Raw genomic sequence first — 22376 nt, 5'->3', positions numbered from 1 at the left:
TCAGGGCTTCTTCAGTTGTGAAACAAAATTACAGGGTGAGGTGGTTGCATCAATCTGGGCTGAGATAATTCTCTCCCACGCCTGACGACACGCTCCTGTCGACCCCGGGACCGCAAAAATTAAGGTCTGGTTAGCCATCCCGGCAACTGCACGGGATTGCAGTGTTGATGAGTCGATCTCCTCAAATGAGATCATTCGGAACAGTTCACCAAAACCATCAATTGTGCGATCGAATAACGGCGACAATGCTTCAGGCGTGCTGTTTTTCAGATTAAAACCCGTGCCTCCGTTGATAATAACCACCTGAACCTGCTCACTGGCAATCCAGCGTGAAACGACCGCACGAATCTGGTAGCGATTGTCACTACAGATAACCTGTTCCGCCAGCTGATGGCCTGCCTCTGTTAGTGCTTCGCGTAAATAATCGCCGGAAGTATCGTTATGCTGATCCCTGCTGTCTGAAACAGTCATTACAGCCACGGTTAACGGGACAAACTCCTTTGGTGCTTTACTCATGATGTCTCTCCTGACTAACCGCCAATAAACGAAAGATTTTGGGTATGACCGGTAATGCCCTGATGCAGAAAATGAGTCTGTTTCTTCTGTCCGAGGCTGGAGGCGATTCTGGCCTGCAACTCATCCTGATGCTCATCACTGGCCAGCAAATCACGCAACGGTATGCCGTGATCACCGAACAGGCATAAATGCAGATTACCGACTGCCGATACCCTAAGCCGGTTGCAGCTCAGGCAAAAATCTTTTTCATAAGGCATTATCAGGCCCACACTGCCCTGATAATCCGGGTGGGTAAATACCTGGGCGGGTCCGTCATCTTTGGCTCTGACTCCAGCCTGCCAGCCACGTTGCAGCAACTGATCACGAATAACCTGACCAGATATATGGTGTTTTCTGAACAAATCACTGCCATCACCGGTTTCCATCAGTTCGATAAAACGCAACTGAATTGGTCGGGTACGGATCCATTCCAGAAAAGTTTGCAGGTGCTGGCTGTTCACATCACGCATTAGCACGGTGTTTACTTTGACCATGCTGAATCCGGCCTCAAACGCCGCGTCAATACCGGCCATCACCTGATGAAACTTGTCCTGTCCGGTGATGGCATGAAACTGGCGGGCATCAAGGCTGTCGATGCTGACATTGACTGCAGTCAGCCCGGCATCACGCCATTCGCGGATATCACGAGCCATCCGGTAACCGTTGGTCGTGGTGGCGATTTTCTTCAACCCTGAGTTTTCCCGGACAGCGGCGATGATGTCGGTAAAATCACGGCGCATGGAAGGCTCGCCCCCGGTGATGCGAATTTTCTCGGTACCCGCAGCAGCAAACGCACGCGTCACCCGACGAATTTCATCCAGTGATAAAAAACCTTTATTGCGGACACTGTTTGGCCGGTAACCGTCCGGCAGACAGTAAGTACAGCGGAAGTTACATACATCAGTAATTGACAGGCGCAGATAGTAAAAGCGCCTGTCAAACGTATCAATTAACTGAGACACAAGAACACCTTTCCGAAGTCGGGAGATGTGGTCATTTCTTCCCACACCCTGGCAGTGAAAACTGCGGCCCGTCAGCCATATTATTAGGAATAACACAGGCCAGAGGGGCTTGGAGTGTAAATTATCAGTACAGATAATCGTCTGGCTAAATTCTAGCGCGAAATGCCTGAATAAGCCATGTTGTTAGCCCTGGTCCGCCTTAAATGTTCAGTGAGGTCTGCAGATTAATCCGCTGTAAAACAGACATCCAATCAGCGAGAATAGTGAACTGAACGGTTCGCTGTTTTGTAGCTGTATTATTCTGACAGGATAGCCGCCATTAAAAGGAGATTTATGAATCGTACACTGGCAGATTTAGACCGCGTAGTCGCCATTGGTGGAGGCCACGGCTTAGGACGTGTCATGTCTTCGCTGTCCGCGCTGGGTTCCCGGTTAACCGGTATCGTTACTACCACAGATAACGGAGGGTCTACCGGCAGAATTCGTCGTTCCGAGGGTGGTATCGCCTGGGGAGATATGCGTAATTGCCTTAACCAGCTGATCACGGAACCCGGCATTGCTTCTGCGATGTTTGAATACCGCTTCAGTGGTCAGGGTGAACTGGCAGGACATAATCTGGGTAATCTGATGCTAAAAGCGCTGGATAACCTCAGTGTCCGGCCACTGGAAGCCATTAACCTGATCCGAAATGTGCTGAAAGTGGATGCATTTTTAATCCCAATGTCCGAACAACCGGTGGATTTAGTGGCAACCGATCGCCAGGGGAATGCTGTTTACGGTGAGACTGCTATCGATGCCATGAGTGAAATTCCTGCCACTCTGGAATTATTCCCTGATGTCTCGCCAACCCGCGAAGCTCTGGAAGCTGTGGCAGAAGCTGATCTGATACTTATTGGTCCGGGGAGTTTTTACACCAGCCTGATGCCGGTGTTATTGATGGAACAGATGGCCACAGCGCTGCGTCGCACCCCGGCAAAAATGATTTTTATTGGCAATCTGGGTAAAGAAAAAAGCCCTGCCGGTTCACTGACTGTGAGCGATAAGCTGCAATACATCGAACAGGTGATAGGTCGAAAGGTGATTGATGCCATTGTCGTCAGCCCTGCGGCAGATATCAGTCACCTTGAAGGGCGTCATGTCATTCAACATCCTCTGGAAGCCGGGGACATTAAATACCGCCATGACCGCCACTTATTGCATATCGCCCTGGAACAGGCAGTACAGAGCCTCGGTTAATATCAGGAAGCTGCAATAAACAGAGCACGGATTTCATGCAGTTCATCACGAACACGTGCTGCTTCCTCAAACTCAAGGTCCATTGCATGTTTATGCATTCTGGCTTCCAGTTCGGTGATTTTTTTCTGCATCGCCTGTGGGGTCAGCGCAGCATACTGACCACTGTTCTCAGCAGCACGTCCAGAACTCTGGCGTTTATCATGCGATTTACCTTTGCTCCGTCCAATCCCCTGACCCAGTTCCAGAATATCGGTCACTTTCTTGTTGAGCCTTGTCGGTACAATACCCTGAGCCGTATTCCAGGCTTGCTGTTTCTCTCTGCGACGTTCAGTCTCTTCTATGGCCCGACCCATTGAAGGCGTAATACGGTCTCCGTAGAGAATCGCTTTACCGTTAATGTTACGTGCTGCACGCCCAATTGTCTGAATCAGAGAACGTTCCGAACGTAAAAATCCTTCTTTATCCGCATCGAGAATGGCTACCAGAGAAACTTCTGGCATATCCAGCCCTTCCCTTAAGAGGTTAATGCCCACCAGCACATCGAATTCCCCTAAGCGCAAATCACGAATGATCTCCATTCTTTCTACCGTATCGATGTCAGAGTGCAGATAACGTACCCGTTCTCCATGCTCCTCAAGGTATTCCGTCAAATCTTCAGCCATCCGTTTGGTCAGCGTAGTCACCAGTACCCGTTCATTAATTTCTGCCCGTTGACGAATTTCCGACAACAGATCATCAACCTGAGTCGCCACCGGCCTGACTTCAATAATCGGGTCGAGCAACCCTGTCGGCCGTACCACCTGATCAATCACCTCATCGCCGGATTTTTCCAGCTCATAAGCGCCGGGTGTTGCCGAAACATAGATTGTCTGTGGAACCAGCGCCTCAAACTCCTCAAATTTCAGAGGGCGGTTATCAAGAGCAGATGGCAGGCGGAAACCGTATTCAACCAGATTTTCTTTTCGCGCACGGTCACCACGATACATCCCGCCAATCTGCGGTATCGTCACGTGGGATTCATCAACAACCAGCAAACCGTCTGCCGGCAGATAATCAAATAAAGTTGGTGGCGGCTCTCCGGGACCACGTCCGGACAGATAGCGGGAGTAGTTTTCGATACCCGAGCAATAGCCCAGTTCATTCATCATTTCCAGGTCAAACTGAGTTCGCTGTGCAATACGTTGCTCCTCGAGCAATTTATTATTCTCCAGCAACACCCGGCGCCGGTCCGCCAGTTCAACCTTAATTTCTTCCATCGACTCGATAATACGTTCCCGGGGGGTGACATAGTGCGTTTTGGGATAGACGGTGTAACGTGGCACTGTCTGTGCGACCTGCCCTGTCAGCGGATCAAAAATCGACAGACGCTCTACTTCATCATCAAACAGCTCAACCCGCAGTGCAATTTCGTCTGATTCCGCAGGGAAAATATCAATAACTTCGCCACGCACCCGAAAAGTACCGCGCTGAAATGCCTGATCATTGCGGGTATATTGCAGTTCTGCCAGACGGCGCAAAATACTGCGTTGGTCAATAATCATCCCACGGCTGAGATGCAGCATCATTTTCAGATACAGATCAGGATCACCCAGTCCATAGATTGCCGATACCGATGCCACCACAATGACATCCCGACGTTCCAGTAATGCTTTAGTCGCCGACAATCGCATTTGCTCAATATGTTCGTTGACCGAGGCATCCTTCTCTATGAAGGTGTCTGAACTGGGAACGTAAGCTTCAGGCTGGTAATAATCGTAGTAAGAGACAAAATATTCGACAGCGTTATCAGGGAAAAAGGCTTTCATTTCACCGTAAAGCTGGGCAGCCAGTGTTTTATTCGGAGCTAGCACCATGGTCGGACGGTTAAGGTCAGCGATGACATTGGCTATTGTGAATGTTTTCCCTGAGCCGGTCACTCCAAGCAATGTCTGGTGCGCCAGTCCGTCTTCCAGACCCTCTTCCAGCCGCCGGATAGCCTCTGGCTGGTCACCGGACGGTTTAAATTCGGAGTGAAGTTTGAAAGCCTTGCTCATCGTTTGATCACCTGTCGCTTTTTTTCGGGCGGGCTGAATAGTTTACTCACTGCCCCAAAATATGCCAATCAAAATACTGGATATGCAGACAGCTAATGTGAGATAAATAGCGTGAGTTACGGAATTCTATACGAATTAATTTTCATCCACCGGGTGATAATTTTCAGCCTGAAGGGTTATCCACTGCCAACCCAGCTGCAAATTGGTTTGTCAAGTTAATGTAACAAATTGTCCTTAGAATATCCGGGAGCTAACCGCGCAGGGTTGCTTTTAATTAACTATTTGAAAGAACAGAATTATTATTAAAAGTCCGATTTACAGCCAGCCTGATGCCAGGCCGCATATTTCCTTGGGTTAGCACTGTTTTAAGATGCTAATGCACATAGTTATCCACAGGAATGGTGGATAACTGATTTTAGCCCTGACAGCATCAGCTGTGCATAAAATGCCAATACCCTCCCGGGCGACCCAAAAAAAATTTTTTCAGCTTTTTTTTTGCGAAACTTCTGCGTTTTTCAATTCGTTGCCGCCATCGCTTTTTTCGTTATATTTGACTGCAATCAAGTAGCTCTCTTCAGATTTTCTGCCTTTTTCCGGGTCAGAATGCACCGTAAAACTTTCCGGTTAGCACCTACAAAGTGCAATCTCACCTCAGGCAAACCTCCGGTCATAACGAACCGGGATTCACATCACAGACCCGACGCGATTTCCCACTATAAAAGGCAATTATTTCATTACTGGCCTGATTATTGCTTTATTCAGTATAAAGCTGTCGCCTGAAGGAGAGATGGCGCGAAAGTCACAGGACATTCGCTCATTGGCCTGGCGTTACCCACACAGAGGAGTGCAACAGATGCTGAGTTTACGTGCAATCAATCAGTTTTATGGTCAAAATCATATTCTTTGGGATGTAGATATGGACCTGATGCCCGGCACCTGCACTGCTGTGCTGGGCCAACCTGGAATGGGAAAAACCACCCTGGTTAACTGCATTATGGGTTATCTGCCAGTCAACAGCGGCACGATCACCTGGCAGGAGAAGAACTCCCCGCCAAAAGATTTAAAGCAACAACCCTCTGAGCAACGGGCCAGAATGGGTATCGGTTATGTTCCTAAAGGCCGGCAAATATTTTCACAAATGAGTGTGGAAGATAATCTGGTAATTGCTCTGAAAGCCGCCCAAAGCACCCCGCCCCATGCTATACCACAAATGATTTTCGATCTTTTCCCGCATCTGTATGATTTACGCCATCAACGCAGTGGTGATTTATCGCTGGATCAACAACAACAGCTGGCGCTGGCCAGAGCTCTGGTTCTCGAACCGAAGTTGCTGATTCTGGATGAGCCAACTGAAGGTATGTCCCCGTGGCTGGAAGAAGATATGGGCAATCTGCTACGTTGCCTGAATCATGAATATGGTATGACCATCTTATTACTCGAACAGCGGGTATCCTTCATCCGTCGGGTAGCCGACTATTTTCTGTTACTGCATCGCGGACGCAACGTAGCAAACGGCCGGGTCAATCAACTGGATGAAGGAATGATTAATAAATGGATGACTGTCAGCTGATACCTTCAGGCAAACTGATATATTTCCCGCAGGCTGCAAACTGCTGTTCACTGGTTAACTGCGGGATTTCACCGAGCAACGGGGCAGGCAACCGTTGAATGAGTGTTTGCAGGTAGGGCTGATGGCGGTATTGCGGAGGCTGTACGCAGTTAGCAATCCAGCCAGCAAGTCTCAGTCCTGCAGACTGAACGGCATTGGCCGTCAGCAGCGCATGATTAATACATCCCAGTTTCATACCAACCACCAGGATAACCGGTAACTGCTCTGTCACAACCCAGTCGGAAAACAGAAAATCATCAGTCAGGGGAGTAAACCAGCCCCCCGCCCCTTCGACAGCAATCCAGTCCGATTTCTGTTCCAGATGACGCAGTCCTTCAGACATTACCTGCTGAGTTATTGGCCTGTTTTCTGCAGCACTGACAATATGCGGAGAAGTTGGTTCTTCGAATACCAACGGATTCACTTCACTGTAGCTTAACCCGGCTAATCCTGAGCGCTGTAACAGTAAACCATCACTGTTACGCAATCCGTCCGGGGTTCGTTCGGCTCCGGAAGCCACCGGCTTGTAGCCGGCAGCACGAAACCCCTGGCTGGTGGCTGCCTGAAGTAAGGCAGAGGTTGCCACCGATTTACCGGCCTCAGTATCGGTCCCGGTAATAAACCAGCAATTCTTCATTCTGATACTCCATAAACTATCTGATAACTCAGACGGTAACCTTGTGATTCTTTCGGCCAGCCAGCTTCCAGCAATGCAAGGCGCCGCCGGGTGAGTGGCAATCCCTGATCACGCTGGTGCAAATAGCTGGCACCTACCCCTTTCAGAGACCACAACGCATCTCTGACGGTAGGAAACCAAAGCGTCATCTGCTCACTGTGCAGCCGGAGACCAAAACCCTCAGTTGCATGGGCTAGCTCTTCGGCCGATAAAAAACGATTTACATGTGTCGTATTGTCTACTGCCTGCCAGGCCTGATTCACTTCCGGTAGTGACCCGGCAGCGACAGTGGAGAACCGCAGAGATCCGCCAGGATTCAGTGCTGAGCGTAACTGAGCTAATGCCTTTCTCAGATCACTGCTCCACTGCAGTGCCAGATTGCTCCAGATAATATCGAAACTTTTCTCGCGGAAAGGCAGTGCATCAATATCCGCCTGCAGATAACAGGACCCGGGGTCCCGCTCCCGGGCAGTACGCAACATCTCTGCGGAAATATCCAGTGCGGTTACCTGATAACCCTGCCCGGAAAAATAACGACTGTATCGTCCACTCCCGCAACCTGCATCCAGCACCCGGCCATTAACCGGCAGATCGGAAATCGTCAGCAGACGATCTCCCGTCATCTGTTGCAGGGCCGCATACTGTTCATAGTTCTCCGCTGCCCGGCCAAACGCCCGGCCGATGGCTGATTTATTGACCGTCATCAGCGATTGATCTTCAGCTTTCAAGCGCATATAACTGCTCCGCCAGTTGTTCTATTTGTTCCTTCTGGTGAGCCGCAGATAACGTAATGCGTAACCTGGCGCTGCCTGCCGGTACCGTGGGCGGCCGGATAGCATTAATCCAGAACCCACGTTGTCGCAGTGCAGCCGAAAGCTGGAGCGCAGCATGATTATCACCAATGATTAACGGTTGGATAGCACTGTCAGAAGGTAATAAATCCCAGCCTAATCCACTGACCTGATGGCGGAAAAAAGCAATATTTTGTTGTAACTGATCACGCAACTCATCACCCTGACGCACCAGTGCAATTGCACAACAGATAGCATCGGCTTGTGCCGGAGGCATCGCTGTGCTGTAAATCAGGTGACGTGCAGTCTGGCGCAGGTAATCGGCAACCTGTTTTGAGCATAATATTGCGGCGCCAGCCACCCCTAACGCTTTGCCAAAGGTAACTATCTGGATATCTGCCATTATCCGTTGCTGATGGCAGCTGCCGCGCCCTTCAGCACCGGTTACCCCGATACCATGCGCGTCATCCACCACCAGCCAACCCGATGACTGGTCAGCAAGACGGCGAAGTTCCGCGAGAGGGGAACTATCACCATCCATACTGAAAATACCTTCGGTAACAATCAGCGTTTCGCCTTCACAGGCGCGAACCAGCAACCTGTCCAGGCTCTCAGGGCTATTGTGCCGGAACCGGCACAAAGTGGCAGGACTGAGCGCAGCGGCCTCCAGCAAAGAAGCATGCATTAACTTATCAGCCAGTATCCGGTCATGTTGCCCGGTCAGCGCAAAAATCAGCGCCTGATTGGCAGCAAATCCACTGCTGAAGAGCAGTGCATCGCCATAGCCCAGCCAGTCTGCCAGCAACTGTTCCAACTGCTGATGTGCCGGCGTATAACCTGTGACGTGACCTGATGCACCAGCCCCTGCTCCCCACCGGTTTAATCCCCGCTGCCATGCTTCGATAATCTTAGGGTGCCGGCTAAGCCCGAGATAATCGTTAGAGGAAAAGTGGATATACTGCCGGTGTTGATCCGACAGCAGGCCCTGCGGGCCGGTCGTCACCGGCTGCATCTGACGCCATAATCCTTTACTTCTCTGAACGTCGAGAGCCTGTTCTATTCTATGTTGCCAGCTCATTACAGAGCCGCGTTATAAAACAGTGCCGTATCACTCTCCTGCAGTGCCTGCTGCAGAGCCTGTTCACGGACATTGTCACCCTGTTCAGTATAATTTTGCTCAGGATTCAGCCCCAGTTTCCGGAACAAACGCAGATCGCTGTCTTCTTCAGGGTTAGTGGTGGTCAGTAGTTTACAGCCATAGAAAATGGAATTAGCACCTGCCATAAAACACATGGCCTGAGTCTGCTCATTCATCTGCTCCCGCCCGGCAGAAAGACGTACATAGGAAGCCGGCATCATGATCCGCGCAACAGCAATCGTTCGAATAAAATCAAACGGATCAACATCTTCATTATCAGCGAGAGGAGTCCCTTTCACTTTTACCAGCATATTGATTGGCACACTTTCCGGAGGAACCGGCAAATTAGCCAGTTGTACCAGCAATCCGGCACGATCGGTCACCGTTTCTCCCAGACCGACAATGCCTCCGGAGCAAATTTTCATTCCTGCGTCCCTGACGGCACCTAAGGTATCAAGTCTCTCCTGGTAGGTACGAGTGGTAACGATGCTGCCGTAAAATTCAGGAGAGGTATCGAGGTTGTGATTGTAAAAATCAAGCCCGGCTTTAGCCAGTCGGTCAGCCTGAGCAGGAGTGAGAGTGCCTAAAGTCATACAGGTCTCCATTCCCATGGCTTTCACCCCTGCCACCATTTTCTCTAGATAAGGCATATCACGATCATGCGGGTTCTTCCACGCAGCCCCCATGCAAAAACGTGCGGAGCCGGCCTGACGGGCTTTACGCGCCGAAGCCAGAACTTCCTCAACTTCCATTAATCGTTCTGATTCCAGCCCGGTTTTATAACGGGCGCTCTGTGGACAATATTTACAATCCTCCGGACAAGCTCCTGTTTTGATGGACAACAGTGTACTGACCTGGACTTTACGCGGGTCAAAATGGCGGCGATGAACCTGCTGAGCTTCAAAAAGAAGTTCCAGTAACGGTTTTTCAAACAGGGCCCCGGCCTGGGAAAGTGTCCAGCGTTGTGACATGACATGCTCCGAATAATTAACAAATGCGACTGTTATACGTATACTTGTAAACTAAATCTTTTTAATTTGGTTTACAAGAAATGTTCACAGCCGAGGACCTCGCATTTGACCGCCAGCATATCTGGCACCCTTATACCTCGATGATCGATCCATTGCCCTGCTATCCGGTGGTATCGGCGCAGCAATGTACTCTTACGCTGGCGGATGGTCGCAATCTGATTGAAGGTATGTCTTCCTGGTGGGCAGCCATCCATGGTTACAACCACCCACGGCTTAACCGTGCACTGACCGAACAAATGGGACAGATGTCACATGTAATGTTTGGCGGGATTACTCATCCGGCGGCGGTGGCATTATGCCGAAAGCTTGTGGCTATGGCTCCGCAGGGGCTGGAGAAAGTCTTTCTGGCCGATTCCGGATCAGTAGCTGTCGAAGTTGCGATGAAAATGGCGGTTCAGTATTACAGTGGAGATGCTGCTCCACGTCATAAATTTCTGACAGTCCGCCACGGTTATCACGGAGACACTTTTGCTGCCATGTCAGTCTGCGATCCTGATAATTCGATGCATGCACTTTGGAAAGGCTATCTGCCTGAACATCTGTTTGTTCCTGCCCCGGCGACCAGATTTGATGATGCCTGGCAGGAGAGCGATATTGATGAAATGGAACAGATGCTGGCTATACACCACCAGCAGCTGGCCGCCGTTATTCTGGAACCCATCGTCCAGGGTGCAGGCGGAATGCGTTTTTACCACCCGAATTATCTGCGAAAAGTCAGGGAGTTATGTGATAGTTTCGGTGTTCTGATGATAGCTGATGAGATAGCCACCGGCTTTGGTCGTACCGGCAGGTTATTCGCCTGTGAGCATGCCGGTATTTCTCCGGATATTATGTGTGTGGGTAAAGGGCTGACAGGCGGAACAATGACACTCTCGGCCACGCTGGCGACCGAAAAGGTTGCTGATAAAATCAGCCGCAGCCCTGCCGGATGTTTTATGCATGGTCCGACATTTATGGGGAATCCTCTGGCCTGTGCCGTCGCCTGCGAAAGTCTGGCATTGCTCGAAGAAGGCCACTGGCAGCGACAGGTCCCTCGTATTGAACAACAACTGAAAGAGCAGCTAATGCCGCTAAGCGACTCTCCCCTGGTGGCTGATGTCCGGGTACTGGGTGCAATTGGAGTCGTGGAGTGCCGGCACCCGGTCCGAATGGCAGAAATTCAGCAATTCTTTGTTCAGCAAGGAGTCTGGATACGTCCGTTTGGTCGACTGATCTATCTGATGCCGCCCTATATTATTGGCCCCGATGAGCTGACCCGCCTGACAGAGGCAATCAGAATGGCCGTTCAGCAACCATCACTGTTTACCCTGCCGGAGTAAACGATGCTTCAGGTCCATTACGGGCCGGTACAGCGCTAAGTGGCTGTCCGTCGCGCAGATTTTGGGTTGCTAATCGGTTACACTAAGCAGGCTATCGATTTCAGGAGAATAAAAATGCGTTTATTCAGTCAGGATTTATCAGACGGACAGACTTTGCCGCAAGCCCACGTATTTAATGGTATGGGATATCAGGGTGATAATCTGTCACCTCAGCTACAGTGGGAAGATGCACCGGCGGGAACACGCAGTTTTGTCATTACCTGTTTTGACCCGGATGCGCCCACTGGTTGTGGCTGGTGGCACTGGGTAGTTGTCAACATTCCGGCAGAAGTCACCACAATTGAACAAGGTGCAGGTTCTGGGGTAGCAGCCCTGCCTGCTGGTGCTTTACAGACACGTACTGACTTTGGTTCGTCAGCTTACGGCGGCGCTGCACCGCCTGCGGGTGAAAAACACCGTTATGTATTTACGGTACATGCTATGGATACCGATAAACTGGATCTGTCCAGCGATGCCAGCGGTGCGATGGTTGGCTTCAATGTCCATTTTCATGCTCTGGCCAGTGCCAGCCTGACAGTGACATTTAACTGACATTGCCGGGGGAGATTGCCGCAGCTTCTCAGGCAATCTCCCTGCCGACTCAGTATTACGCGTTAAGCAGGTGGATGGTCACCCACATCGGCCCCTGCCCAACCGCATACCGACCCAGATCACTCAGTGCCCCGGTGTCTGCTGCAATGGCGTAGACTCCGATATGATGCGATTTCTGACCGGCTGCAATCAAATATTTCCCGGAGTTGTCGATATTAAACCCACGTGGTTGAGTTTCTGTTGGCCAGAAACCTGTCAGGGTCAGATTATCACCACTATCACTGACAGAGAAAATAGTCAGGATGCTACTGGTACGATCACAGGCATACAAAAAGCGTCCGTCCGGCGTCAGATGAATATCAGCAGCCCAGCGAGTGCCACTGAAATCTTCCGGCATCATATCCAGAGTCTGTACGGTTTCAGCTCCCTGATCATTCAGTTTCAGTACGCTCACCGTGCTGTCCAGTTCATTGACCAGATAACCGAATTTCCCGTCGGGATGAAAAGCCATATGTCGGGGACCGGCTCCCTCGCGGGTCGTAATCTGTCCGCTGGCCGGTTCACTTAACGTACCGTCGCTATTCCAGCGAAACGCACAGACCCGATCCTGTTTCAGAGCGGGTGCATATAACAGTTCTGAACTGCTGAGATTGGTTGAGTGACAACCATCCAGTCCGGAGATAGTCTGACTTACTGCCTGCGGCAGCCCCTGTGCATCCAGTGGTGTCACGGTCACCAGTCCGTCATGGTAGTAACCGGCAAACAGCGCATTGCCCCGGTGATCGGTAGATAAATGTGTTGCACTGCCGGGCAGTGCAGCTTGTCCGGCCTGAGTTAAGCTGCCATCTGCGGCAATTGAGAACGCAATAACGCGAAAATCAGGGCGCACACCCACGTACAACATGGATTTATGTGGGTTAACCACCATTGGCTGAACTTGTCCGTCAACATCAATTACCTGCAATAGTGTCAGTGCTCCGGCCTCAGAGAGCTGCCAGACATGAATTTGCTGACTTTCGGGACTGGCAATATAAACAACTTGTTGCATGAATTCTCCTTACCTGGAATCGGTGATTTTTCGGGTTTGCTCCACTGTAACGCAATATCCTGGCGCAAAAAATGATTTATTGATGCGGTTTTTTGCTGGCAAAGACAGAACCGGGGTAGACTTCGGAATCTATTCTATCTTCAGGTAAACTCCGCTATGAGCTATCGTGTTATTGCCCTTGATCTGGACGGAACGCTGCTGACGTCTGAAAAAAAGATTTTGCCCGAGTCTGTTGCAGCACTGTCAAAAGCCCGCGAAGCCGGGGTTGAGATATTGATCGTGACTGGCCGTCATCATAGTGCCATCCATCCGTTCTATCAGGCGTTGCAACTCACTTCCCCGGCAATTTGCTGTAACGGTACCTATCTGTACGATTATCAGAAGCGTCAGGTACTGGACAATGACCCGATGTCGGTCGCTCAGGCCGGGAAAGTCATTCAACGGCTGGAAGAAGAAGGTATAAAGGGCCTGTTGTATGCGGATGATGCCATGCTCTACGAACAACCCACTCCACATGTTATCCGCACCAAAGCGTGGGGAGAGACTCTTCCCGTCGATCAGCGACCGGTGTTTACCCGTGTAGAAAGCCTGGCAGATGTGGCACAACAGTCAGACAGATTATGGAAATTTGCCCTTTCTCACGACAATATTCCTCAGTTACAGGATTTCGCACAACGTATCGCGGAAGAAGCTCAGGTGACCTGTGAGTGGTCATGGGTTGATCAGGTGGATATTGCCCGTCAGGGAAACAGCAAAGGCAAGCGCCTGGCACAATGGCTGGCAACCCGCGGGTTATCGATGCAGGACGTGATTGCTTTCGGCGATAACTATAATGACCTGAGTATGCTGGAAACTGCCGGATTAGGTGTTGCGATGGGTAATGCGGACGAGGCGATTAAGGCCAAAGCCGGATGGGTGATCGGTGATAATAACCGGCCATCAATTGCTGAAGCGATTTACGAAAAAGTACTCTGAATATGAGATTAGCGACCGGCCCTTTCAGGGCTGGCCGCTAAATCAGACAGATTACGAATGAGTAGTCTGCTGTGATGCCTGATCATTACGACGTGAACCGGAAATCAGGTTGAATAATTCTCCCAGTCCGTAGATCAGTCCCAGCATAAGGGCCATCACGATTGGTACCATGATAATGGCCATCAGCAGGCTTTCGAGCAGTTCGAGCATATCAACCTCGGTATGTTCACCAAAAAAGCCAGTTTACCGGGAGCGTCAGCGAAAGCCCATTGCTTTTTGTGCTTTCACGCTGACCGGTCTTATCTGTGACCGTGCCTGATGCTACTATCCCGCCGGTAAATCCGGTTAACATCCCGAAGCAGGAGCCACTATGCAGGCTGACATCTCATTAAATATTCACCTCAGCAATAAGTTATTTGCCGATCCACGACGAATCAGATTGCTGCAGGCAATACAGCAGACCGGTTCCATCAGCCAGGGCGCCCGCCAGGCCGGAATCAGCTATAAAACCGCCTGGGATGCCATACACGAAATGAATACACTGGCTGAAAACCCCGTGGTAGCCAGTAATACTGGCGGGAAAGGCGGTGGTGGCGCGTCTCTTACCGCTTATGGCGAGCGTCTGATTCAGCTCTACCAGTTACTGGGGCAAATACAGCAAAAAGCCTTCGATAATTTGCAAAAAGATACCTTGCCCCTTAACAGCCTGCTGGCGGCCATAGCCCGTTCCTCACTGCAAACCAGTGCCCGTAACCAGCTGTTCGGTACTGTCAGTGCGATACAGCACACCGGTCCGATTGACATCATCACTGTCCTGCTAAGTGATAAACAAACGACAGTCCAGGTATCAATTACCCGGGACAGCAGCCACCGGCTTTTGTTGTCTGACGGCAAAGAGGTTTTGGTGCTGATTAAAGCTTCCTGGCTACAGATTCATTCAGAGCCGGTCAGCGCTGGTAACCAGTTTCCGGTAGTGATCAGCCATATCGTTCACGGGCCATCCAGCGATGAAGTCATTCTGCAATTGGCTAATGGCGAAACGTTATGTGCAACTCATCCCTCCGGTGAACATAATTTCACTGTGGGCCAACACGTACAAGCCAGTTTTCGCCCGGAAGATGCCTTGCTGGCCAGCCTGAACTAGCCCATCCGGCAGGAATCCCTCCTGCCCTCACCTGCATCGCTGCTTATGTTTGACAAGTTTTCTCCGGGCAGATACAACTGTGTAAAACAATGCATAAAACGGAACACAACATGACATCGTTGCAAATAACGCAAGGCACGTTTCGCCAGGGTAAACACTGGAAACTTCATATTGAGCAACTGGAGATTAAATCCGGCGAAAGCTGGGCTTTTGTCGGAACAAATGGCAGCGGAAAATCGTCACTGGCAAAAGCAGTGACCGGAGAACTTCCGGCAGCGACAGGGAGCGTTAATTCCGGCTTTAAACGTGCCGTCCGCTTATCGCTGGAACAGCTGTCACAGCTGGTGGCTGCTGAGTGGGAGCGCAATAACACTGACCTTTACAGTGAAGGTGAAAGCGAAGATGGGCGGCTGACCCGGCAGATCATTATGGATGATGTCTCTGATGAATCACGCTGCAGGATGCTGAGCGAACAGTTTGAGATTCAGCATTTGCTGGACAGACCATTCAGGTTTCTGTCGACCGGAGAAACGCGTAAAGCATTACTCTGTAAGACACTCATGTCTTCCCCGGATTTGCTGGTGCTGGATGAACCCTTTGATGGTCTGGACGTCGGATCCAGAGAAAATCTCAGCCGCCAGTTACATTCTCTGAGCCAGCAAGGAACAACACTGGTCCTGGTTCTTAACCGCTTTGAGGATATCCCGCAGTTTGTCGATAAAGTCGGAGTACTGGCTGAAGGGACACTCAGCCATATCGGTCCACAAGCAGAAATACTGAAGCAGGCATTGATTATCCAGCTGGCACACAGCGAAAAAATAAAAACAGTGACGCTACCGGAAGCTGATGACCCTGCAAGCCACAACAGTGAAAATGACACCCAGCCCCCTATCATTTTGCGAAACGGTAAAGTCTCCTGGGACGACAAACTCATCATTGATGGCCTGAACTGGCAGGTAGAGCCTGGCCAGCACTGGCAAATCACCGGGCCCAATGGCGCAGGTAAATCGACTCTGCTTAGCCTGGTCACTGGTGACCATCCCCAGGGATACAGTAATGATTTAACTCTGTTTGGCATTCGCCGTGGCAGTGGTGAAACTATCTGGGATATCAAACAGCACATTGGTTATGTCAGCAGCAGCCTGCACCTGGAATATCGGGTTAGTGCATCAGTACGCACGGTTATTCTGTCCGGATTCTTCGATTCGATAGGTTTGTACCAGGCGGTATCTGACCGGCAAAACCAGCTGGCCACACAGTGGCTGGCGTTGCTGGGAATGGACAACTCGCTGGCTTCGGCGTCTTTCCACAGCCTGTCATGGGGTCAGCAACGGCTGGTATTGATTGTACGCGCTCTGGTGAAACATCCTCGTGTGTTGATTCTGGATGAACCATTGCAGGGACTGGACGCGATTAACCGACAACTGATTCGTCAGTTTGTAAATGTACTGATTGGAGAAGGCCGTACTCAGTTACTGTTTGTGTCACATCATGCTGAAGATGCCCCGGACTGTATAACTCATCGCCTGACTTTTGTGCCGAAACAAACCGGCGGTTATGGTTTTCAGCAGGATTCTCTGAAAGTGTAGCCTTCCCTGAGGGCCGGGTATTCCCCCGGCCCCGTTAAGCAAATCCTGTTCGGTTACGCCATCTCAGCTAAGCCCCATTCTGCCCCACCAGTCTGCATTAGCCCGCAAAATTCCTGTTGTGTAAACGTTTCCATTACTCCACACTGATCACAAAATTTCCGGTTTCCCTGTGCTAACCTCATAGCATATCCGCTCACCAGACATGATGAATTTCAGGATAATTTATGCCTACATTTAATCCGGTAGATCACCCGCATCGCCGTTACAATCCGCTCACTGACCAGTGGGTACTGGTTTCTCCCCACCGGGCAAAGCGCCCCTGGCAGGGTGCGCAGGAAACTCCGGCAGTAACATCACTGCCCTCTCACGATCCTGACTGCTTTCTGTGTGCCGGCAATCAACGGATCACCGGCGATAAAAATCCCGACTATACCGGGACCTGGGTATTTACCAATGATTTTGCCGCGTTGATGACAGACACACCTCCGGCTCCGGAGAGCGATGATTTACTGATGCGTTGTGAAAGCGCACGAGGCACCAGCCGGGTCATCTGTTTTTCTCCCGATCACAGTAAAACACTGCCTGAATTGCCGCTGGAATCACTGCAACAAATAGTCAGTACCTGGCAGGAACAGACCGAAGAGCTGGGGAAAGAGTATCCCTGGGTTCAGGTATTTGAAAATAAAGGTGCGGCAATGGGTTGTTCCAACCCGCATCCTCATGGTCAGGTGTGGGCTAACAGCTTTTTGCCTAATGAAGCTGAGCGCGAAGATACCCATCAGCGACGCTATTATCAGCAGCACGGATCCCCGATGTTGTTGGATTATGTGGCCAAAGAGCTGGCCGACGGCCAACGCACTGTGGTTGAAACTGAACACTGGCTGGCTGTAGTCCCCTGGTGGGCGGCATGGCCGTTTGAAACACTATTGCTGCCAAAGGCACATGTACTTCGACTGACAGACCTCAATGCAGAACAGAGCCGGGATCTGGCGTTGATCCTTAAAAAACTGACCAGCCGTTACGACAATCTGTTCAGGTGCTCTTTCCCCTATTCTATGGGATGGCATGGTGCACCATTTAACGGTGAGCCTAATCAGCACTGGCAATTGCACGCTCATTTCTATCCGCCGTTATTGCGCTCAGCGACTGTACGAAAATTTATGGTGGGCTACGAAATGCTCGCTGAGACACAACGAGATTTAACTGCTGAACAAGCCGCTGAAAAACTGCGGGCGTTAAGTGATATCCATTTCAATGAGGCACGCTAAGATGCAATTACAGGAAAAAACTCAGACTCTTTTCAATACTCTTTTTGGCTATCCGGCAACTCATACTTTCCAGGCCCCGGGCCGGGTTAATCTGATCGGTGAACATACTGATTATAACGAAGGCTTTGTCCTGCCCTGCGCCATTGATTATCAGACAGTTATCAGTTGTGCAAAACGTACTGACAATCTGGTCCGGGTGATCGCTGCCGATTACGATAACGCACAGGATGAATTTTCACTGGATGAACCCATTGTTAGTGTTAAAGAGCCTTTATGGGCCAATTATGTCCGGGGTGTGATTAAGCATTTACGCCAGCGTAATGCCGGTTTCGGGGGAATGGATTTAGTGATTAGCGGCAACGTGCCACAGGGTGCGGGGCTGAGTTCGTCAGCTTCTCTGGAAGTTGCTATTGGTACGACTATCCAACAACTTTGGCATTTACCCTTCGAACCTGCTGAACTGGCACTGATTGGCCAGGAAGCGGAGAACCAGTTTGTTGGCTGTAACTGCGGCATTATGGATCAGATGATTTCTGCTCTGGGCAAAAAGGGCCATGCTTTATTGCTGGATTGTCGTTCACTGGCCACCCGCGCTGTCTCTGTCCCGACGAATGCTGCGGTAATTATCATTAATTCGAACTTTAAGCGTTCACTGGTCGGCAGTGAGTACAATACCCGAAGAGAGCAATGTGATACCGGGGCCCGTCTGTTTAACAAAGCATCGTTACGTGATGTTACACTGGCAGAGTTCAACGCAGTTGCGGCAGAAATAGATCCACTGGTCGCCAAACGTGTCCGTCATGTATTGACCGAAAACCAGCGCACCCTTGATGCGGCTGAAGCACTGACTCAGGGAGATTTGGTGACTGTCGGTCGTTTAATGGCTGAATCTCATGCCTCAATGCGTGATGACTTTGAAATTACTGTCCCGCAGATTGATCTGCTGGTTGAGATTGTCAAATCAGTGATAGGTGACCAGGGTGGGGTTCGTATGACCGGCGGAGGTTTTGGCGGTTGTATTGTTGCATTGATACCGTCAGAACTGGCAGAAAAAGTCCGTCAGGCAGTGGCCGAACAGTATGCTGCGCAGACGGGTATTACTGAAACCTTTTATGTATGCCATGCATCACAGGGGGCAGGAACATGTCACACAGTAACCAGTCAATAGCACCAGATGGTCAACCCTGGCGGATGACCGTATTACGTAATGCTAACGGGATGGACGTCACTTTTATGGACTGGGGTGCGACCTGGCTTTCTGCCAGAGTTCCGCTGCCCGATGGTTCCGTTCGTGAAGCCGTATTAGGGTGTGCATCCCCTGCTGATTATCTGAACCAGTCTTCCTATCTTGGTGCCTGCATCGGTCGCTATGCCAACCGGATTAATCAGGCACATTTAATCCGCACCGGCCATCAGTTAGCTGCCAACCAACCGCCGCATCAGTTACACGGCGGCCCGGAGGGCTTTAACCATCGTCGCTGGCTGATTGTCAGTCAGGCACCCGATGAAGTCACTTACCGGTTGCACTCCCCTGACGGTGACCAGGGATTCCCGGGCAATCTGACCGTACAGGTCCGTTATCAGCTCACTGACGATAATTCACTTCTGATAAGTTACGAAGCTGAAACTGACCAGCTCTGTCCGGTGGTACTGACTAACCACGCCTATTTTAACCTTGATGCGAATCAAGGTGATGCCCGCCAGCATCGGTTACAAATAACTGCTGACCGCTATCTGCCGGTTGCCACCGATGGTATTCCGGATAACGATCTTCAGCCAGTGGCTGGAAACGGTTTTGATTTTCGTCAGGAAAAACAAATCGCAGATGATTTTCTGACAGATGCTGATCAGAAAAAAGTTCGTGGTTATGATCATGCGTTTCTGCTAAACCAACGTGATCCCGACAGCGTACCGGCAGCCTGTTTAACATCGGAAGACGGAAAACTCAGTGTGGTGGTATATACAGATGCACCGGCATTACAATTTTATACCGGTAACTATTTAGCCGGAACACCAGCAAGACAGGGAGAATATGAGGACTATCAGGGGATCGCGTTAGAAAGCGGTTTTCTGCCAGACTCCCCTAATCACCCTGAATGGCCGCAACCAGATTGCTGGCTGGAGCCTGGCGAAAAAATACACACTACGACACGTTACCGGTTTACTGTCAGATAATCTGCAGAGAAATAGTCTGCTGAGTTGATCCCCGGACTTACGCCAGAGGCGGATTTCGGATATGTTAATCACTATCCTGTCCGGGGTATATTTCCGGTATTGGCACAGTTTCCATTATCATAGAACTTTTCGAGCATTAAGGAGTTAAGCGATGGCAGTAACCAAGCTTGTTCTGGTACGTCACGGCGAAAGCCAGTGGAATCAGGAAAACCGCTTTACCGGCTGGTACGATGTGGACCTGTCTGAAAAGGGCCGCGGAGAAGCAAAAGCCGCAGGGAAGTTACTGAAAGATGAAGGTTTCAGCTTCGACTTTGCTTATACGTCGGTTCTGAAGCGTGCTATCCATACTCTTTGGAATGTACTGGATGAACTTGATCAGGTCTGGCTGCCGGTTGAGAAATCCTGGCGCCTGAACGAACGCCATTACGGCGCACTGCAAGGCCTGAATAAAGCAGAAACCGCAGAAAAATACGGTGATGAGCAGGTAAAACAGTGGCGTCGTGGTTTTGCAGTAACTCCACCGGAACTGGATCGTAGTGATGAGCGTTTCCCCGGCCATGACCCGCGTTATGCCTCTTTAACCGCTGAACAATTGCCAACCACCGAAAGCCTGGCGCTGACCATTGAGCGCGTTATTCCATTCTGGGAACAGTCTATTCTGCCACGCATTAAAAGCGGTGAGAAAGTGATCATTGCGGCGCATGGTAACTCTCTGCGGGCATTGATCAAATATCTGGACAACATGTCAGAAGATGAAATTCTGGAACTGAATATTCCTACCGGGGTTCCACTGGTATATGAGTTTGATGAAAACTTCAAACCACTGAAACACTATTACCTGGGTAATGCCGACGAAATCGCAGCTAAAGCTGCTGCCGTCGCGAACCAGGGTAAAGCGAAGTAATCTGTCACCGACAGCACTTGCGATTTGCGGCCGGGAGCGATTCCCGGCCGTTTTTACTGGTTACTTCTGACGACGTTCACGTACTGCAGCTGCCAGCTGTTTCAACACTTTCTCAGTAGCTTCCCAGCCGATACAGGCATCCGTTACACTCTGGCCATAAACCAGTGGTTGTCCGCTGTCAGGATTCTGATTTCCTTCCACCAGATGGCTTTCGATCATCACACCAATAATGTCACGATCTCCACCGGCAATCTGACCCGCAACATCATCGGCAACATCCAGCTGCTTCTGAAACTGTTTCAGGCTGTTTGCATGGCTAAAATCGATCATAATCTGTGGCTTCAGACCCGCTTTTACCAGCCCCTGGCGAACAGATTCAACATCTGAAGCGCTATAATTCGGAACCCTTCCACCACGCAAAATAATATGACAATCCTGATTGCCCTGTGTTTCGACAATCGCCGAATGGCCATATTTGGTGACTGACAGGAAACAGTGCCCTGCGGAGGCGGCATTAATAGCATCGATAGCAACTTTAATTGTGCCGTCTGTACCATTTTTGAAGCCGACCGGACAGGAAAGACCTGAGGCCAGCTCGCGATGCACCTGAGATTCCGTCGTCCGGGCTCCAATCGCTCCCCAACTCATCATATCCGCCAGATACTGCGGAGTAATCATATCCAGAAATTCACCTGCAGCCGGCAGCCCGCTGTCATTAATATCCAGCAGCAGCTTACGGGCAATTTTCAGACCATCATTAATTTTGAAGCTTCCATCCATATCCGGATCATTGATCAGCCCTTTCCAGCCGACCGTTGTACGTGGTTTTTCAAAATAAACCCGCATAACAATTTCCAGATCTGCAGCAAGCTCCTTGCGCAGTGACAATAAGCGCCCGGCATACTCCAGAGCCGCTTTTGGATCATGGATTGAGCAAGGTCCAATGACCACCAGCAAACGATCATCCTGTCCTTGTAAGATTTTCTGAATTGCCTCACGGCAACGAAAAACTGTTGACGCTGCTTCTCCGGTTGCCGGAAATTTTTCCAGCAGGGCTACCGGTGGCAGCAGTTCTTTAATATCTCTGATCCTTAAGTCGTCATTCTGATAGTTCATAATGCTTCCGCTAAAAATAAGTCAACATGGTCCTCTGTACTCTAGCTTGCTGTACCTGAGGAGTAAATCAGCTTTACCGGGACAATTCTGCCCGAATAATCACCACTGTCTGTTAATTTGCTCCCGGAGAGAAGAAATATTTTTGCGCTAAAACAAGCACCGCCATTTTCTACTCTCTGCTTCCTTATGCCATACTAAACCGCAACATTACCTCAG

21 protein-coding genes and 1 riboswitch are annotated in these 22376 nt (G+C 50.4%); of the genes, 11 read left to right on the top strand and 10 right to left on the bottom strand.

What is annotated here, in order from left to right; genetic code table 11:
• Together moaB and moaA are read right to left on the bottom strand one after the other, a co-directional pair.
• Window positions 1-516 carry a molybdenum cofactor biosynthesis protein B gene (gene moaB, locus A7K98_RS06500; RefSeq protein ID WP_087487818.1) on the bottom strand — a complete coding sequence of 172 codons (516 nt, stop codon included), beginning with the start codon at window positions 514-516 and terminating at the stop codon, window positions 1-3.
• A 14-nt stretch (window positions 517-530) separates the two neighbouring features.
• A complete protein-coding gene (gene moaA, locus A7K98_RS06495) occupies window positions 531-1544 on the bottom strand; it encodes a GTP 3',8-cyclase MoaA (RefSeq protein WP_232461631.1) in 1014 nt (337 codons plus the stop codon).
• Window positions 1507-1644: riboswitch (molybdenum cofactor riboswitch) on the bottom strand. It overlaps the preceding gene by 38 nt.
• Window positions 1645-1850: 206 nt before the next feature.
• On the opposite strand from moaA, the gene A7K98_RS06490 reads away from it, so the two are divergent.
• The gene (locus A7K98_RS06490; protein ID WP_087487816.1) at window positions 1851-2753 is read left to right on the top strand and encodes a gluconeogenesis factor YvcK family protein; all 903 of its coding nucleotides are present in this window, start codon (window positions 1851-1853) and stop codon (window positions 2751-2753) included.
• A 2-nt stretch (window positions 2754-2755) separates the two neighbouring features.
• Here the strand turns inward: A7K98_RS06490 and uvrB are convergent, their stop codons facing one another.
• Window positions 2756-4786 (bottom strand): excinuclease ABC subunit UvrB, encoded by a 2031-nt coding sequence (uvrB, locus tag A7K98_RS06485; protein ID WP_087487815.1) that lies wholly within the window; start codon window positions 4784-4786, stop codon window positions 2756-2758.
• 853 nt (window positions 4787-5639) lie between these two features.
• Here uvrB and A7K98_RS06480 point away from each other — a divergent pair.
• Window positions 5640-6356, top strand: coding sequence for an ATP-binding cassette domain-containing protein (locus A7K98_RS06480; protein ID WP_087487814.1), 717 nt, complete (start codon window positions 5640-5642; stop codon window positions 6354-6356).
• On the opposite strand, the gene bioD is transcribed toward A7K98_RS06480, so the two are convergent.
• The 4 genes from bioD to bioB are packed head-to-tail and all read right to left on the bottom strand — an operon-like array spanning window position 6349 to window position 9971.
• Window positions 6349-7032 carry a dethiobiotin synthase gene (gene bioD, locus A7K98_RS06475; protein ID WP_087487813.1) on the bottom strand — a complete coding sequence of 228 codons (684 nt, stop codon included), beginning with the start codon at window positions 7030-7032 and terminating at the stop codon, window positions 6349-6351. The genes A7K98_RS06480 and bioD overlap by 8 nt on opposite strands.
• Complete coding sequence (bioC, locus tag A7K98_RS06470; RefSeq protein WP_232461596.1) at window positions 7029-7805, bottom strand: malonyl-ACP O-methyltransferase BioC; 777 nt, start codon at window positions 7803-7805, stop codon at window positions 7029-7031. Before bioC ends, bioD begins: the two co-directional genes overlap by 4 nt.
• Window positions 7789-8940, bottom strand: coding sequence for an 8-amino-7-oxononanoate synthase (gene bioF / locus A7K98_RS06465; RefSeq protein WP_087487812.1), 1152 nt, complete (start codon window positions 8938-8940; stop codon window positions 7789-7791). The genes bioC and bioF overlap by 17 nt, the downstream gene beginning before the upstream one ends.
• Complete coding sequence (bioB, locus tag A7K98_RS06460) at window positions 8940-9971, bottom strand: biotin synthase BioB (protein WP_087487811.1); 1032 nt, start codon at window positions 9969-9971, stop codon at window positions 8940-8942. Before bioB ends, bioF begins: the two co-directional genes overlap by 1 nt.
• 80 nt (window positions 9972-10051) lie before the next feature.
• Between bioB and bioA the strand changes: the two genes are divergently transcribed.
• Window positions 10052-11350 carry an adenosylmethionine--8-amino-7-oxononanoate transaminase gene (bioA, locus tag A7K98_RS06455; protein ID WP_087487810.1) on the top strand — a complete coding sequence of 433 codons (1299 nt, stop codon included), beginning with the start codon at window positions 10052-10054 and terminating at the stop codon, window positions 11348-11350.
• Between the two features lie 114 nt (window positions 11351-11464).
• On the top strand, window positions 11465-11941 hold the full coding sequence (locus tag A7K98_RS06450) for a kinase inhibitor (RefSeq protein ID WP_087487809.1): 477 nt from the start codon (window positions 11465-11467) through the stop codon (window positions 11939-11941).
• Window positions 11942-11996: 55 nt separating this feature from the next.
• Here the strand turns inward: A7K98_RS06450 and pgl are convergent, their stop codons facing one another.
• Window positions 11997-12989: a 6-phosphogluconolactonase gene (gene pgl, locus A7K98_RS06445; protein WP_087487808.1), complete on the bottom strand. Its 993-nt coding sequence runs from the start codon at window positions 12987-12989 to the stop codon at window positions 11997-11999.
• Window positions 12990-13145: 156 nt separating this feature from the next.
• Here pgl and A7K98_RS06440 point away from each other — a divergent pair, with 156 nt between their 5' ends.
• A complete protein-coding gene (locus A7K98_RS06440; protein WP_087487807.1) occupies window positions 13146-13964 on the top strand; it encodes a pyridoxal phosphatase in 819 nt (272 codons plus the stop codon).
• Window positions 13965-14015: 51 nt separating this feature from the next.
• Here A7K98_RS06440 and A7K98_RS06435 read toward each other — a convergent pair whose 3' ends face one another.
• Window positions 14016-14174: an AcrZ family multidrug efflux pump-associated protein gene (locus A7K98_RS06435; protein WP_087487806.1), complete on the bottom strand. Its 159-nt coding sequence runs from the start codon at window positions 14172-14174 to the stop codon at window positions 14016-14018.
• A 160-nt stretch (window positions 14175-14334) separates the two neighbouring features.
• Here A7K98_RS06435 and A7K98_RS06430 point away from each other — a divergent pair, with 160 nt between their 5' ends.
• From A7K98_RS06430 to gpmA, 6 genes are all read left to right on the top strand, one after another.
• Window positions 14335-15108, top strand: coding sequence for a TOBE domain-containing protein (locus A7K98_RS06430; protein WP_087487805.1), 774 nt, complete (start codon window positions 14335-14337; stop codon window positions 15106-15108).
• 110 nt (window positions 15109-15218) lie between these two features.
• On the top strand, window positions 15219-16697 hold the full coding sequence (modF, locus tag A7K98_RS06425; protein ID WP_087487804.1) for a molybdate ABC transporter ATP-binding protein ModF: 1479 nt from the start codon (window positions 15219-15221) through the stop codon (window positions 16695-16697).
• A 224-nt stretch (window positions 16698-16921) separates the two neighbouring features.
• The gene (gene galT / locus A7K98_RS06420) at window positions 16922-17965 is read left to right on the top strand and encodes a galactose-1-phosphate uridylyltransferase (RefSeq protein WP_087487803.1); all 1044 of its coding nucleotides are present in this window, start codon (window positions 16922-16924) and stop codon (window positions 17963-17965) included.
• A 1-nt stretch (window position 17966) separates the two neighbouring features.
• Window positions 17967-19133: a galactokinase gene (galK, locus tag A7K98_RS06415; protein ID WP_087487802.1), complete on the top strand. Its 1167-nt coding sequence runs from the start codon at window positions 17967-17969 to the stop codon at window positions 19131-19133.
• Window positions 19109-20140 (top strand): galactose-1-epimerase, encoded by a 1032-nt coding sequence (galM, locus tag A7K98_RS06410; RefSeq protein WP_087487801.1) that lies wholly within the window; start codon window positions 19109-19111, stop codon window positions 20138-20140. The genes galK and galM overlap by 25 nt, the downstream gene beginning before the upstream one ends.
• Window positions 20141-20291: 151 nt before the next feature.
• Window positions 20292-21044 carry a 2,3-diphosphoglycerate-dependent phosphoglycerate mutase gene (gpmA, locus tag A7K98_RS06405; RefSeq protein WP_087487800.1) on the top strand — a complete coding sequence of 251 codons (753 nt, stop codon included), beginning with the start codon at window positions 20292-20294 and terminating at the stop codon, window positions 21042-21044.
• Between the two features lie 60 nt (window positions 21045-21104).
• On the opposite strand, the gene aroG is transcribed toward gpmA, so the two are convergent.
• Complete coding sequence (aroG, locus tag A7K98_RS06400) at window positions 21105-22160, bottom strand: 3-deoxy-7-phosphoheptulonate synthase AroG (RefSeq protein WP_087487799.1); 1056 nt, start codon at window positions 22158-22160, stop codon at window positions 21105-21107.
• Window positions 22161-22376: the final 216 nt, after the last annotated feature.

This window comes from Tatumella citrea (assembly GCF_002163585.1).
Lineage (GTDB): Bacteria > Pseudomonadota > Gammaproteobacteria > Enterobacterales > Enterobacteriaceae > Tatumella > Tatumella citrea.
This window is presented reverse-complemented; position numbering and strand designations above follow the sequence as displayed.

What these genes read in the sequence shown, in the direction of transcription:
- moaB (WP_087487818.1), bottom strand. Translation starts at nt 516, where the DNA reads ATGAGTAAAGCACCAAAGGAGTTTGTCCCGTTAACCGTGGCTGTAATG.
- A7K98_RS06490 (WP_087487816.1), top strand. Translation starts at nt 1,851, where the DNA reads ATGAATCGTACACTGGCAGATTTAGACCGCGTAGTCGCCATTGGTGGA.
- uvrB (WP_087487815.1), bottom strand. Translation starts at nt 4,786, where the DNA reads ATGAGCAAGGCTTTCAAACTTCACTCCGAATTTAAACCGTCCGGTGAC.
- A7K98_RS06480 (WP_087487814.1), top strand. Translation starts at nt 5,640, where the DNA reads ATGCTGAGTTTACGTGCAATCAATCAGTTTTATGGTCAAAATCATATT.
- bioD (WP_087487813.1), bottom strand. Translation starts at nt 7,032, where the DNA reads ATGAAGAATTGCTGGTTTATTACCGGGACCGATACTGAGGCCGGTAAA.
- bioC (WP_232461596.1), bottom strand. Translation starts at nt 7,805, where the DNA reads ATGCGCTTGAAAGCTGAAGATCAATCGCTGATGACGGTCAATAAATCA.
- bioF (WP_087487812.1), bottom strand. Translation starts at nt 8,940, where the DNA reads ATGAGCTGGCAACATAGAATAGAACAGGCTCTCGACGTTCAGAGAAGT.
- bioB (WP_087487811.1), bottom strand. Translation starts at nt 9,971, where the DNA reads ATGTCACAACGCTGGACACTTTCCCAGGCCGGGGCCCTGTTTGAAAAA.
- bioA (WP_087487810.1), top strand. Translation starts at nt 10,052, where the DNA reads ATGTTCACAGCCGAGGACCTCGCATTTGACCGCCAGCATATCTGGCAC.
- A7K98_RS06450 (WP_087487809.1), top strand. Translation starts at nt 11,465, where the DNA reads ATGCGTTTATTCAGTCAGGATTTATCAGACGGACAGACTTTGCCGCAA.
- pgl (WP_087487808.1), bottom strand. Translation starts at nt 12,989, where the DNA reads ATGCAACAAGTTGTTTATATTGCCAGTCCCGAAAGTCAGCAAATTCAT.
- A7K98_RS06440 (WP_087487807.1), top strand. Translation starts at nt 13,146, where the DNA reads ATGAGCTATCGTGTTATTGCCCTTGATCTGGACGGAACGCTGCTGACG.
- A7K98_RS06435 (WP_087487806.1), bottom strand. Translation starts at nt 14,174, where the DNA reads ATGCTCGAACTGCTCGAAAGCCTGCTGATGGCCATTATCATGGTACCA.
- A7K98_RS06430 (WP_087487805.1), top strand. Translation starts at nt 14,335, where the DNA reads ATGCAGGCTGACATCTCATTAAATATTCACCTCAGCAATAAGTTATTT.
- modF (WP_087487804.1), top strand. Translation starts at nt 15,219, where the DNA reads ATGACATCGTTGCAAATAACGCAAGGCACGTTTCGCCAGGGTAAACAC.
- galT (WP_087487803.1), top strand. Translation starts at nt 16,922, where the DNA reads ATGCCTACATTTAATCCGGTAGATCACCCGCATCGCCGTTACAATCCG.
- galK (WP_087487802.1), top strand. Translation starts at nt 17,967, where the DNA reads ATGCAATTACAGGAAAAAACTCAGACTCTTTTCAATACTCTTTTTGGC.
- galM (WP_087487801.1), top strand. Translation starts at nt 19,109, where the DNA reads ATGTCACACAGTAACCAGTCAATAGCACCAGATGGTCAACCCTGGCGG.
- gpmA (WP_087487800.1), top strand. Translation starts at nt 20,292, where the DNA reads ATGGCAGTAACCAAGCTTGTTCTGGTACGTCACGGCGAAAGCCAGTGG.
- aroG (WP_087487799.1), bottom strand. Translation starts at nt 22,160, where the DNA reads ATGAACTATCAGAATGACGACTTAAGGATCAGAGATATTAAAGAACTG.